Here is an 11,634-nt window from a genome sequence, read left to right on the forward strand (position 1 = left end):
CGTCTTTCACGAGCTATCTGAATAGGCTTTGCAGGTTAATTTACCGTTCACCCGCGGAGCAGGCGTCTATTCGACCTGACTTTCGATTAGAGGCTGATGCTGGCTGGTATTCTGTCGCCCTCAGCCTCTTTGGCAGCGGACCAGCCAGTCAGTCTCAAGCTTTCCATGGCGATTGTCGCATGGCGGTGAACACTTGGTCGTGGAATAAGGCTGCCAAGGATGCGGTCGCATAGGCCGCTTGGCGAGATGAGTGGGAGAATGAGCATTTCGAATTCCGCAGAATGCGCTCCATCGCCTGTCATCAGGTCCATTCGGCATGCCTGACTGAGCGTAATGCCGTTCAGCGCTGCCTCGACCACGCTATCCCGGCTGACCGATTCGAAGAGCAGAAGAAAATCTGTCTGACGAAGTTCCCTGGCAAACAGGTCGCACATTCGCGTGCCAGCCAAACGGAATTGCAGGTTCGTTTCTTCCCAGCCAAGCAGGAATAAGTCCGGCAAATGGCATTTGAGTGCCGCAGGCTGCAGGTCCGTTCGAACGGGGAGCGAGCGGCCGCGCCTCAATTTCTGCCAATAGGTCAACACTTCATTGCTGCGGCTGCCCAGAGGTTGCACGGTCTGTTCCATTCCTGATCGGTTGAAGGGCGGATATTGTTCTTAAACAGCAAGTAGCGAAATACGTGCCAACTCGACTTTGGTTTCGGCCAATGTCACGCCTCGCGGTGTCAGATGAAAGGTGCTAATCTGCTACTTCAATGAAGTGGTGGTTGTATGGATGAGAAGCAGACTGGACTTTGGTCAGATGAGGGCGAGCAGAGGAGGCATGATCATTCAGGCGTAGAGGTTGAGCGTTCTGCTTCACCTTCAGGGCAGGGGAATCAGCGTCAGCCCATCGTGAATTTGCCCTCGCCGCTGGTTATCTGTCTCATACTGCTCATCGCGCTTTTCGTGATACCGAACTCCGTGATGTCGGATGAAATGCGCGCCTACTTCCTGTTCGAGTTGGCATTTACGCCACTGCGCTACGTTTATCCGCTGGCAGATCAGGGGCTTGAATGGCTCTGGACGCCTGTGACCTATTCATTGCTGCATGGCAGTGTGGAGCATCTTCTGTTCAATGGTCTTTGGCTGGCGGCCTTTGGCGCGCCTGTCTATCGCCGCATCGGATTTGCCCGGTTTGTGGTTTTCTGGGCTTCCTCTGCCGCCGCATCTGCATTCTTTCACGCCTGGCTGAACTGGGGGCAGGAGACGGTTCTCATCGGCGCTTCGGGGGTCATCTCTGCTTTGATGGGTGCGGCATGTCGCTTTGCCTTTCCGGCTCAAGGCATACGCTTTGGCCGAGTTCCGGCGCATCTGTTGCCGCGCCAGTCTATCACGGGCGCAATGCGTAACCGCACAGTTTTCATTTTCACGTTGATCTGGTTTCTCGGCAATGTGGCCATCGCCATCGGGCTTCCGGTTCTGGGTGCAGAAGATGCAGCTGTCGCCTGGGATGCCCACATCGGTGGCTTCCTGTTCGGCTATTTGCTCTTTGCGCTCTTCGATCCTCAGTCGAGCCCGAAAAACTGAGTTCCTTGTTTTCTTCTTAAAGCAGGCGCACACTCTTTAAACATTCGCTTCTGCGAGGGGAGTCGCGGAGCGGATGAGCGAAAGAGCTGCTCGATAGGAGGAATTGATGTCTGTCTCCGTAAAACACATGCTTGATCGAAAAGGCCGCGACGTGGTTTCTGTGCCGCGTGACAAGACCATTGAGGAAGTGGCCACTATTTTAAACGAGAAGCGCATTGGTGCTATTGTTGTCACCAGTCTCGAAGGTCGTATTGCTGGAATTTTTACGGAGCGCGATCTCGTGCGCTGTGTGGCGCGCGAAGGAGCGGCCGTGCTCTCGAAACCTGTTTCTTCTGCGATGACAACCTCCGTCACGCGCTGCACGGAAGAGACTTCGCTGAATGATTTGATGGAGATCATGAGTTCTGGTCGCTTCCGCCACGTTCCGGTTGAAAGCGGCGGAAAATTGTGCGGCATCATCTCCATCGGCGACGTGGTCAAGGCGCGCATTCAGGAGATCGAGACCGAAGCCGAGCATATCCGCGCTTATATCGCGAGCTGAGTTTTGGTCAGGGCGATGCGTGTTCGTCGCCCTGATTATGTCAGGGTAAAGATTTCCTGCATCCGCTTCAGTTCCACGATGCGGGCCTTTGCCTCTTGGTAACCCCGGTCTATTGCCTCACCAGCACGGTGGAATTCCGAAAGGCCGATGTCGCTTAGACGAGGATGGAGTGCGAGATCTGGCGGATCACCAGCCAGGCGGGCGCGAGAGATGCGCTCCTGAATAATGTTGAACGCCTGCACCATGACGCCCGGCACGCCGATGCGGGCCTCTTGCACCTTCGTGTGCTGCCCCGGCTGAACCGGCTGGACGCTGGCATTGTGTTTAACCACTGCCGATCGACCGAAAATGTCATAGTTGAGGTTCACGGCAACCACGAGCGGCTGCTCATAGGCGCGACAGACTGAGGTGGGTACGGGATTGACCAATGCGCCATCCACGAGTGTGCGATTGTTGCACTTTACCGGTTCAAAGATACCGGGCAGGGCATAGGACGCGCGAAGACCGGTAATCAGAGAGCCACTCGTGATCCAAACCTCGTGGCCACTATGAAGCTCGGTCGCGACGGCAACGAATGGCCGTTCGAGATCCTCGATGGCGACATCTTCCAGATGTTCCTGCATCCGTTTCGTCAGCCGCATACCGCCCAGAAGGCCGCCACCGCCAATGGTGAGATCCAGCAGGCCGGCAATGCGCCGCATGGTGAGGGAGCGTGCAAAGGTCTCCAGCTCGTCAAGCTTTCCGGCAAGATAGCAGCCGCCGACAAGCGCACCGATGGATGTGCCAGCAATCATGCCGACTTCTATGTCTGCTTCCTCAAGCGCCCGCAAAACACCGATATGTGCCCAGCCACGTGCAGCACCCCCACCGAGGGCAAGCGCAAGCTTCGGTTTGCGAGGCTTTGTTTCTACGGGTGGAGCAGGCGTGCTATTTGCACCGCTGTTTTCAGAGGTCGTGCCGCCGGGGTCGCCGCGATTCCAAGTCCAGTTCAGCATTCGATACCGCCCTTCAGGCTAAAAGCCGGACATACATTGAGCGCCTAGACTCGTTGAGAAAGCGTTCATTTTGGGGCCGGTTGCCGAAAAACGATGCAAATGCCCTCAGGTTCCGCTGCCCTGATAAATTGAATGGGGATCGAAGTGGCGCTTGCCGTCAACAATCTCCGTCATGGCGCGGCCATCGACAAGCTTTACGCTACGATAAAAGCAGGAGCGGCGGCCGGTGTGGCAGCTGGCATCATGGCCCGCCACGCGCACCTTCAGCCAGACGGCATCCTGATCGCAATCCGTCAAAAGCTCCACCACCGTTTGAAGGTTGCCGGAGGTTTCACCCTTCTTCCAGATCTTGTTGCGCGAGCGGCTGAAGTAGTGGGCAATCCCCGTCTCTATCGTCAGGGCCAGCGCCTCGGCATTCATATGGGCAACCATCAACAACTCGCCATCTGAATAATCGGTAACGATAGCGGTTACCAATCCTGCCTCATCGAAGCGCGGCGTAAATGCGCCAGCATCTTCAAGTTCGGTTTTGCTCGAGGGGAGCGGCGGGAATGTGATGGTCATGAAACGCTCGCAGGAGTTATTTGCGGATCATGGTCAGGAAGCGCACCTGCTCCTGAGCATTTTCCTTGTATTCGCCGGTGAAAGTCGTCGTCAGCGTTGAGGAGCCCTGTTTCTGGATCCCGCGCATGGCCATGCACATGTGCTCCGCCTCGATCATCACTGCAACGCCGCGAGGCTTGAGCGTGGTCTGAATGGCGTCGGCGATCTGTGCCGTCATGTTTTCCTGTGTCTGAAGCCTGCGGCCAAACACTTCCACCAGCCTGGCGATCTTTGAGAGACCCAGCACGCGGCCCTGAGGAAGGTAGGCAACATGGGCCTTGCCGATGATTGGCACCATGTGATGTTCGCAATGCGAATAGAAGGGGATTTCCTTCACCAGAACGGCATCGTTGTAGCCACCCACTTCTTCGAAAGTGCGCCCCAGCACTTCTTCAGGTGAAAGCTCATAGCCACCGAAGAGTTCGCGATAGGACTTGGCAACGCGTTTTGGCGTATCGAGCAGCCCTTCGCGTGTTGGATCGTCGCCGGCCCAACGCAAGAGAACGCGAATCGCTTCTTCGGCCTCTTGTTGTGTGGGGCGAGGCTGTTTCTGGCCTGCCGGAAAATTCTTCACGATTGCGTCCATGATCTCGTCTCCTGGTGCGGTTCAAAGCCGCACCTGACCGTGGCTGATTTGGTGCTGCGTTTCAGTGCCTAGTCAGCCGTTACGCGCTATCTGGCCTGTCGGATCTTTTTTTACAAGACATGACCGACCCGCAAAGTTGTGCCGCACGAGAAACAAGTTTCTTGAACGGTGTTTCAGCGTCATCATATAGAGCACAGAAGCCTTCGCTACTAGTCATCTGGCGCGGAGACGACGCATTCGGTAAATGCGGATATTGCACCTCGATTTTGGGCCTTGCCATGGACGATATCTACAACAATCGCATTCTGGAACTGGCCGGTAACATACAGCGCTCCGGTACTCTGGATGGCGCGGATGCGACAAGCGAGAAGCATTCCCGGCTATGCGGCTCGAAAGTGCGTGTCTTTCTGAAAGTCTCGGACGGCGTGGTGACCGATTTCGCCCATCAGGTGCGTGCCTGCGCTCTGGGGCAGGCATCCTCGTCTGCCATGGCTCACGCTGTTGTTGGTGCAACGGTAGAGGAGATTCGGCAGGCTCGCACAGACATGTTGAAGATGCTGAAGGAAGATGGGGAGGGGCCAACTGGCCGCTTCGAGGAAATGCGCGTGCTGAAGCCGGTCAAGGATTACAAGGCCCGCCACGCTTCCACGATGCTGACTTTCGATGCTGTTGTGGATTGTCTGGATCAGATTGAAGCCAGACAATCTGCCATCGCCGGTTAAGCCTATGTGCCATCACTGCCAGAATCTGGAAGACGATAACGATGATCACCGTCCTGTTCGCAAAGGCCGCAACTGGCAGGGGCCGTTCCGAAAAACCCCGGACCGTCTGATTGGGATGGGTCTGATCCGGCTCTATCAGCTGACACTCTCTGGCTTTGTCGGAAATTCCTGCCGCCTCATTCCAACCTGTTCTGAATTCGGTTACGAGGCCGTCGCGCGTCATGGCCTTTGGTTCGGCGGGTGGATGACCGCCTACCGTTTCGCACGGTGCGGCCCCTTTGGGTCATCCGGGCTTGATCCTGTGCCGGAAACGCGTGCCAAACGCCAAACCTGGTTCACGCCTTGGCGATATCGCAGCGCAGGCACTGACAGCATAAACGGCTAAGCGCCGTATACTTTACTCCGAGGACATTCGAGCGTATCAACGCGCGCGTTGGACGCCGCACGAAGCGGCGCGATTAACCACCCGCATTCGTTGGCGGGACTGGATAACAGGAGAAAACAATGTCCGTTTCCCTTACATTTCCCGATGGCTCAATTCGCGAATATGACGCGGGCACAACCGGCTTTGCGGTTGCCGAGTCCATTTCGAAGTCTTTGGCCAAGAAGTCCGTTGCCGTCGCGATCGATGGCGAGGTGCGTGATCTCTCTGACCCCGTAACGCCGGGCAAGATCGAGATCATTACTCGCGCAGATCCGCGCGCGCTGGAATTGATCCGCCACGATGCGGCACACGTGATGGCCGAAGCTGTGCAGGAACTCTGGCCCGGCACACAGGTGACCATCGGTCCCGTCATTGAGAACGGCTTCTATTACGATTTCAAGCGCGTTCACCCGGACACGCAGGAAGATTGGCCCTTCACGCCTGACGATCTGCCGAAGATCGAAAAGAAGATGAAGGAGATTATTGGCCGCAACAAGCCTTTCACCAAGGAAGTCTGGTCCCGCCAGAAGGCCAAGGACGTGTTCGCCGAAAAGGGCGAGGGCTTCAAGGTGGAACTGGTGGATGCGATTCCTGAAGATCAGGACGTCAAGATCTACTCCCAGGGCGATTGGTTCGACCTCTGCCGTGGCCCCCATATGGCCTCCACGGGGCAGGTTGGAACCGCCTTCAAACTGATGAAGGTGGCTGGCGCTTACTGGCGTGGCGATTCCACCCGACCGATGCTGACCCGTATCTATGGCACAGCCTGGGCTGAGCAGGAGCAGCTGGATCAGTATCTTCATGTGCTGGCGGAAGCTGAAAAGCGTGATCACCGCAAGCTGGGCCGCGAAATGGATCTCTTCCATTTTCAGGAAGAAGGTCCGGGCGTCGTGTTCTGGCACGGCAAAGGCTGGCGTATGTTCCAGACACTAACCTCCTATATGCGCCGTCGCTTGGCCAACACGTATGAAGAGGTCAATGCACCACAGGTTCTGGATGCTTCTCTCTGGGAAACCTCGGGTCACTGGGGCTGGTATCAGGAGAACATGTTTGCGGTAAAATCCGCCTACGCGTTCACGCACCCCAAGGATGAAGAAGCCGATAACCGCGTCTTCGCTCTCAAGCCGATGAACTGCCCGGGCCACGTGCAGATCTTCAAGCATGGCTTGAAGTCTTATCGTGAAATGCCTGTTCGCCTTGCGGAATTTGGCACCGTTCATCGCTATGAAGCTTCCGGCGCACTGCATGGCCTCATGCGCGTTCGCGGCTTCACGCAGGACGATGCCCATGTGTTCTGCACCGAAGAACAGATGGCAGCGGAATGCCTGCGCATCAACGATCTCATCCTGTCCGTCTACGAAGACTTCGGTTTCAACGAGGTTGTCGTGAAGCTCTCCACACGTCCTGAAAAGCGCGTCGGATCCGATGAGCTTTGGGATCGCGCCGAAAGCGTGATGATGGAGGTCTTGAAGACGATCGAGGAGCAATCCGGCGGTCGCATCAAAACTGGAATTTTGCCAGGTGAGGGCGCATTTTACGGGCCTAAGTTCGAGTACACTCTGAAGGACGCGATTGGTCGTGAATGGCAGTGCGGCACCACGCAGGTAGACTTTAACCTGCCGGAGCGGTTCGGCGCCTTCTATATCGACCACAATTCCGAGAAAAAGCAGCCGGTCATGATCCATCGCGCCATCTGCGGCTCGATGGAGCGTTTCCTTGGTATTCTGATCGAGAACTTTGCCGGTCACATGCCGCTGTGGTTTGCGCCGCTTCAGGTGGTGGTGGCGACGATCACGTCCGATGCCGACGACTATGGTCGGGAAGTGGCTGAGACGCTGCGGGAAGCGGGTCTGATCGTTGAGGAAGATTTCCGCAACGAGAAGATCAATTACAAGATCCGCGAGCACTCGGTCACCAAGGTTCCGGTCATCATTGTCTGCGGTCGTCAGGAAGCTGAAAATCGGACGGTCAATATCCGTCGTCTCGGTTCGCAGGCCCAGACGCCTATGTCTCTGGCAGATGCCGTGGCGTCTCTTTCGCAAGAGGCCACGCCTCCGGACGTGAAGCGTCGTCAGGCTGCACGGAAGGCTGCAGCCGAATAAAAACGCAAAGGCCCGGCATCTAAACGAGGATGCCGGGCCTTTCAGTCTGGAATTGGTGCTTACCTTCAGTCAGCGTCGACGTCAGTCGCCTGCTGCTCTTTCATGAGAACTTCCACGTCGGCGTTCTTGCCGGATTCGACCGTGAAGTCGCGCTGGTAGATCTTGTCCTTGTTGCGGGCGACCGCCGTATAATCACCCTCGGCGAGAACCATGGTGGTAAAGGCACTGACGCTTTCGCTGACCACATCGCCGCCCGCCGTCAAGACCGACCAGGCCGTATCGGCAATGGCTTCACCGCCCTCCTGAGACACGAGCTTGAGCGTAATCTGCGCTGCTCGATGCTGAAGGGTAGCCTCTGTCAGTTTGCCAGCTTCAACCTGAATGTCTGCACGCACGCTTGCGTTGATGTCTCCGTATTCCGAAACGACGTGATAGGTGCCCGTATTGAGGCGAACGATCGTATTCGGTTTAACATTGGCCATGACGAGGGCTCTTTCGCCATCTTCACGGGCATCGACCGAGTAAATGGAAAAGCGAAGCTTGTTGACTGGCACTCTCTGATCGCTGCCTGCCACCGCGTTCAAAACCAGACCACCCGCATCCAGAACGAAGGACTGCTTCTTGATTTCGCCGTTTTCAGGCACGGAAAGGCGTTTCGTAATGCCGGCGCGCCCGAACGCGACATTCACAAAATAATCGCCCGGTGCAAGCTGCAAATGTGCAGCTCCACCTTCCGATGTAGCAATCAGCGGCAGCTTCCCATCGGCTCCCGGGTTTGGGCTGAATACGCGCCAGGTCAGTCCGGTCTGCATGGGAGCGCCATCGGCGGTCAATTTTGCTTCCAGCATCACGTCACGCGCAGCGGGTGCGGTGCGTGCAGTCGTGCCGCTGAAGGCGTTCAGCTTCGGCATTTTTGCCGTGCTGTCCAATTGCTTGAAGGTTTTGAATGCATCTTGCGACAGAGCGCAGGGCGCAAATAGGCTGGCGCTGCTCAGTGTGAGCAAGATAGCCGTCCGGGAAACTGCGCTCATGGGATGCCGACCGTTGACTCTTTGACTTACCAAGGCCACTTCAAAACCAACCACGCGGCAATTTCAAGATCAACCCACGCATAGAGACGCTGCAATGCCCATTCAAAAGCCTTTGTTCGACTATTTGAGTACCCGCCGATCCATTCCGGCCTTGCAGATGACGGAACCCGGCCCATCGCAGGCAGAGATCCTGTCCATCCTGACCCTGGCTTCACGCGTGCCGGATCATGGCAAGCTGGCGCCTTGGCGCTTCATTGTCTATCGCGGCGAAGAGCGTGTCCGCCTGGGGGAGGAGCTGCTGAAAATCGCCTTGGCGAAGACGCCAGATCTTAGCCCGGAACTTCGGAATGTGGAGCTGGCCCGACTCACGCGCGCTCCGGTAGTTATTGCTGTGGTCAGCAAGGCAGCGCCGCATGTGAAAATCCCGGTCTGGGAGCAGGAGATGTCGGCGGGTGCGGTTTGCCTGAACCTTTTCATGGCTGCTAATGCGCATGGTTACGCAGCCAACTGGCTGAGTGAATGGATTGCCTATGATGACGGTGCCAAGGGCGTGCTTGGCATCGCCGGGGACGAGAAAGTGGCCGGATTTATCCACATTGGTTCCACAAGCTTTCCACAGACGGATCGCCCGCGTCCAGAGCTTTCCGAAATCGTCAGCTGGGTCGGTGGAGACGAGTGATGTTTTACCAGGCAGCCGAGAATGCGCATGGAATGGCACATGATCCGTTCAAGGCCATCGTTGCGCCTCGGCCTATCGGCTGGATCGGCAGTCGGGGCGCGGACGGCTCAATCAACCTTGCGCCCTACTCATTCTTCAATATCGTGTCGGACCATCCGAAAATCGTGATGTTTTCCTCCAGTGGCCGCAAGCACAGTTGTCGGAATGCAGAGGAAACGGGCGCGTTTACCGCAAGCCTCGTCAGCCGAAATCTGGTGGGGCGTATGAATGCGTCGTCGGCGCCGGTCGACTACGGCGTCGACGAGTTCGAACTCTCGGGCCTCACGGCGGAATGGGGACGCTTGGTGCGCGCGCCTTACGTGAAGGAGGCTTATGCTGTGCTGGAGTGCCAGGTGACGGAGATTTCGCAGCCCAAGGCATTGAATGGTGCGTCGTCCGACTCCGTCATGGTTTTCGGTCAGGTTGTCGGCATTCACATCAGCGAGGATATCGTCAGGGACGGGCGCATCGATATGAGCCTGTCTAGGCCGATCGCGCGGATGGGCTACATGGATTACTGCGATGGCGGCAGCGATGTTTTCCAGCTGGATCGCCCGCAGCGCTGAAAGTCATGGCAGCACCCGCTTCGCTTCAATAATACTAATATTTGCAATCGCTTGCCGGTATGCTTAACGCATATGGTGAACCGATCGTAAACTATTTCCCGCTAGCATCACACTAGGGTAAGTTTCGAGCGACTCAGCGCTTGAGCCGGTTGGGGTGTGTAGTGATCATTGAAGCGTTTCTCTCCTGGTCCGAAACTGCGGTCGCATCCGATAGAGCGCGCGCTGCCAAGGCTTTGTGCACCGCTTTCTTTCGACTGAGCGACACCGACCCGCAGAGACAGGCTGCCTTGCATGCGATGATCCACCTGCTGGATGATCCGGCGCCGTCCGTGCGCATGGCGCTTGCTGAGACCCTTGCAGAGTGTGATTTCGCACCACGGGGTATCGTTCTGGCGCTTGCAGAGGATCAGCCGGATGTGGCCTGCCCGGTACTGACCATGTCTCCGGTTCTCAGCGAGATGGACCTCGTCGATCTTGTCGGCCGTGGAACGGGCGTTACCAGAGCAATCATTGCAAGCCGCCCGGATTTATCCCGTGGCGTCGCAGCCGCGATAGCGGAAGTTGGTGACGCGGGGGAGGTGATGTTGTTGCTGGAGAATGAGACAGCTGACATTACCAGATACTCCCTGCGCCGAATTGCCGAGCGTCACGGCCAGAATGCAGAAATACGCAACCTTCTTCTGTGCCGGGAAGATCTGCCACCTGAGGTGCGCGATCTTTTGGTTCACAAGGTTAGCCAGGCGCTGGCGGGTTCATGGCTGGTGCAATCCACCCTGTCTGCACCACGGATCGCCCATATCACCCGCGAGGCCGGCACACTGGCCGCACTGGCTGTTGCAAGTCAGGCTGGTGCGGAAGAAATGCCGTATCTGGTTGCGCAGATGCGTGAAGATGGTCGTCTCACTCCAGCTTTCCTGATGCACGCTTTGTGCAGCGGGCGCATTGAGTTCTTTGCCGCAGCCATCATGGATCTTTCCGGCGTCGATGAACGGCGCGTTCGCTCCATTCTGGCAACCGGACGCCATTATGCCGCCCGAGCTCTCTACGAATCCTGCGGTCTTTCCCGCGATATTGCAGAGGTTTTTGTTGCGGCCACCATGCTGTGGCGGGAACGTTTGCAGGATGCGACTGCCTGGGCCCAATCAAGCATCTGCCGCGAGCTGATTGAGCGCTACCCACGGACAGTGGATGACTACTCCCCCGTAAACGAACTTCTCGACATGGTGGAGACGATGCAGCGGCAGGAAGAACGTGATCTTGCCCGTTACATGGTGGAAGAGGCGGCTATCGCCGCCTGAGCCGGGACAGCGACGGCAGAGCCGTTGTTGTCGATCTGGGCGGGCATGCCCTATCTCAACCGCTTCGCTACCCAGGAATATCCGTCTTCAATGACACGTATTGGGCCATGCAGAAGGTTCTGAACACTGTCTTTCGATGGCAGGATCGACGAGACGTGTTCGATTGCTTTCTGGCCGAGGGAACGCTCCTCTGCCAGAATTTGCTGCTCTGTCGGTTCCGGATGGGGTGGTCCTGATCCGTTCGCTTCCGAAGCGGGTGCTGTCTGGGCGGGTTTCGTCTCGGCAACGGCCGGGTTCTGGCAGACGGCAATGACAACCGGAAAGGAAACATTGGCAAAATTGGCCAATTCCTTTTCGGAAACGGCATTGCAGCGTTCAATGGTGGTCCAGCGCTTTTTTAGTGTGGCCACATATTGGCAATCTGTAACGCCATCATCGCAACCCAGTATCGTCATCATAACCATTGCAGTAAGCATGAAT

14 protein-coding genes are annotated in these 11,634 nt (G+C 56.9%); 8 read left to right on the forward strand and 6 right to left on the reverse strand.

Going from position 1 to position 11,634, the window contains the following annotated elements:
* Positions 1–86 precede the first annotated feature (86 nt).
* A complete protein-coding gene (locus tag ACFSE1_RS02450; RefSeq protein WP_377396030.1) occupies positions 87–614 on the reverse strand; it encodes a PAS domain-containing protein in 528 nt (175 codons plus the stop codon).
* A 156-nt stretch (positions 615–770) separates the two neighbouring features.
* Here ACFSE1_RS02450 and ACFSE1_RS02455 point away from each other — a divergent pair, with 156 nt between their 5' ends.
* Both ACFSE1_RS02455 and ACFSE1_RS02460 read left to right on the forward strand, forming a co-directional pair.
* A complete protein-coding gene (locus ACFSE1_RS02455; RefSeq protein ID WP_377396033.1) occupies positions 771–1,568 on the forward strand; it encodes a rhomboid family intramembrane serine protease in 798 nt (265 codons plus the stop codon).
* 106 nt (positions 1,569–1,674) lie between these two features.
* Positions 1,675–2,109, forward strand: coding sequence for a CBS domain-containing protein (locus tag ACFSE1_RS02460; RefSeq protein ID WP_377396573.1), 435 nt, complete (start codon positions 1,675–1,677; stop codon positions 2,107–2,109).
* A 35-nt stretch (positions 2,110–2,144) separates the two neighbouring features.
* Here ACFSE1_RS02460 and ACFSE1_RS02465 read toward each other — a convergent pair whose 3' ends face one another.
* The 3 genes from ACFSE1_RS02465 to folE all read right to left on the reverse strand — a co-directional run bounded on the left by ACFSE1_RS02465 (position 2,145) and on the right by folE (position 4,293).
* The gene (locus ACFSE1_RS02465) at positions 2,145–3,104 is read right to left on the reverse strand and encodes a patatin-like phospholipase family protein (RefSeq protein ID WP_377396036.1); all 960 of its coding nucleotides are present in this window, start codon (positions 3,102–3,104) and stop codon (positions 2,145–2,147) included.
* Positions 3,105–3,209: 105 nt separating this feature from the next.
* Complete coding sequence (gene hisI / locus ACFSE1_RS02470) at positions 3,210–3,668, reverse strand: phosphoribosyl-AMP cyclohydrolase (RefSeq protein WP_377396040.1); 459 nt, start codon at positions 3,666–3,668, stop codon at positions 3,210–3,212.
* A 16-nt stretch (positions 3,669–3,684) separates the two neighbouring features.
* Positions 3,685–4,293 carry a GTP cyclohydrolase I FolE gene (folE, locus tag ACFSE1_RS02475; protein ID WP_377396043.1) on the reverse strand — a complete coding sequence of 203 codons (609 nt, stop codon included), beginning with the start codon at positions 4,291–4,293 and terminating at the stop codon, positions 3,685–3,687.
* 278 nt (positions 4,294–4,571) lie between these two features.
* On the opposite strand from folE, the gene ACFSE1_RS02480 reads away from it, so the two are divergent.
* From ACFSE1_RS02480 to thrS, 3 genes are all read left to right on the forward strand, one after another.
* The gene (locus ACFSE1_RS02480; RefSeq protein ID WP_377396047.1) at positions 4,572–5,015 is read left to right on the forward strand and encodes an iron-sulfur cluster assembly scaffold protein; all 444 of its coding nucleotides are present in this window, start codon (positions 4,572–4,574) and stop codon (positions 5,013–5,015) included.
* Between the two features lie 4 nt (positions 5,016–5,019).
* Positions 5,020–5,400 carry a membrane protein insertion efficiency factor YidD gene (yidD, locus tag ACFSE1_RS02485; protein WP_377396050.1) on the forward strand — a complete coding sequence of 127 codons (381 nt, stop codon included), beginning with the start codon at positions 5,020–5,022 and terminating at the stop codon, positions 5,398–5,400.
* Positions 5,401–5,519: 119 nt separating this feature from the next.
* Positions 5,520–7,541, forward strand: coding sequence for a threonine--tRNA ligase (thrS, locus tag ACFSE1_RS02490; protein ID WP_377396053.1), 2,022 nt, complete (start codon positions 5,520–5,522; stop codon positions 7,539–7,541).
* A 65-nt stretch (positions 7,542–7,606) separates the two neighbouring features.
* Here thrS and ACFSE1_RS02495 read toward each other — a convergent pair whose 3' ends face one another.
* The gene (locus ACFSE1_RS02495; RefSeq protein ID WP_377396056.1) at positions 7,607–8,572 is read right to left on the reverse strand and encodes a hypothetical protein; all 966 of its coding nucleotides are present in this window, start codon (positions 8,570–8,572) and stop codon (positions 7,607–7,609) included.
* A 94-nt stretch (positions 8,573–8,666) separates the two neighbouring features.
* Here ACFSE1_RS02495 and ACFSE1_RS02500 point away from each other — a divergent pair, with 94 nt between their 5' ends.
* From ACFSE1_RS02500 to ACFSE1_RS02510, 3 genes are all read left to right on the forward strand, one after another.
* Positions 8,667–9,251: a nitroreductase family protein gene (locus ACFSE1_RS02500; RefSeq protein ID WP_377396059.1), complete on the forward strand. Its 585-nt coding sequence runs from the start codon at positions 8,667–8,669 to the stop codon at positions 9,249–9,251.
* Entirely contained in the window at positions 9,251–9,856 is a 606-nt protein-coding gene (locus ACFSE1_RS02505; protein ID WP_377396061.1) for a flavin reductase family protein, read from the forward strand. The genes ACFSE1_RS02500 and ACFSE1_RS02505 overlap by 1 nt, the downstream gene beginning before the upstream one ends.
* A 161-nt stretch (positions 9,857–10,017) precedes the next feature.
* Positions 10,018–11,154 carry a DUF2336 domain-containing protein gene (locus ACFSE1_RS02510; RefSeq protein WP_377396064.1) on the forward strand — a complete coding sequence of 379 codons (1,137 nt, stop codon included), beginning with the start codon at positions 10,018–10,020 and terminating at the stop codon, positions 11,152–11,154.
* Between the two features lie 50 nt (positions 11,155–11,204).
* Here the strand turns inward: ACFSE1_RS02510 and ACFSE1_RS02515 are convergent, their stop codons facing one another.
* Positions 11,205–11,630, reverse strand: a complete 426-nt coding sequence (locus ACFSE1_RS02515; RefSeq protein WP_377396067.1) for a hypothetical protein — start codon at positions 11,628–11,630, stop codon at positions 11,205–11,207.
* Positions 11,631–11,634 lie beyond the last annotated feature (4 nt).

It is taken from the genome of Affinirhizobium helianthi, from assembly GCF_042680945.1.
GTDB lineage: Bacteria > Pseudomonadota > Alphaproteobacteria > Rhizobiales > Rhizobiaceae > Neorhizobium > Neorhizobium helianthi.

Coding starts and splice junctions, on each gene's coding strand:
- ACFSE1_RS02455 (WP_377396033.1), top strand. CDS start 771: ATGGATGAGAAGCAGACTGGACTTTGGTCAGATGAGGGCGAGCAGAGG.
- ACFSE1_RS02460 (WP_377396573.1), top strand. CDS start 1,675: ATGTCTGTCTCCGTAAAACACATGCTTGATCGAAAAGGCCGCGACGTG.
- ACFSE1_RS02465 (WP_377396036.1), bottom strand. CDS start 3,104: ATGCTGAACTGGACTTGGAATCGCGGCGACCCCGGCGGCACGACCTCT.
- hisI (WP_377396040.1), bottom strand. CDS start 3,668: ATGACCATCACATTCCCGCCGCTCCCCTCGAGCAAAACCGAACTTGAA.
- folE (WP_377396043.1), bottom strand. CDS start 4,293: ATGGACGCAATCGTGAAGAATTTTCCGGCAGGCCAGAAACAGCCTCGC.
- ACFSE1_RS02480 (WP_377396047.1), top strand. CDS start 4,572: ATGGACGATATCTACAACAATCGCATTCTGGAACTGGCCGGTAACATA.
- yidD (WP_377396050.1), top strand. CDS start 5,020: ATGTGCCATCACTGCCAGAATCTGGAAGACGATAACGATGATCACCGT.
- thrS (WP_377396053.1), top strand. CDS start 5,520: ATGTCCGTTTCCCTTACATTTCCCGATGGCTCAATTCGCGAATATGAC.
- ACFSE1_RS02495 (WP_377396056.1), bottom strand. CDS start 8,572: ATGAGCGCAGTTTCCCGGACGGCTATCTTGCTCACACTGAGCAGCGCC.
- ACFSE1_RS02500 (WP_377396059.1), top strand. CDS start 8,667: ATGCCCATTCAAAAGCCTTTGTTCGACTATTTGAGTACCCGCCGATCC.
- ACFSE1_RS02505 (WP_377396061.1), top strand. CDS start 9,251: ATGTTTTACCAGGCAGCCGAGAATGCGCATGGAATGGCACATGATCCG.
- ACFSE1_RS02515 (WP_377396067.1), bottom strand. CDS start 11,630: ATGCTTACTGCAATGGTTATGATGACGATACTGGGTTGCGATGATGGC.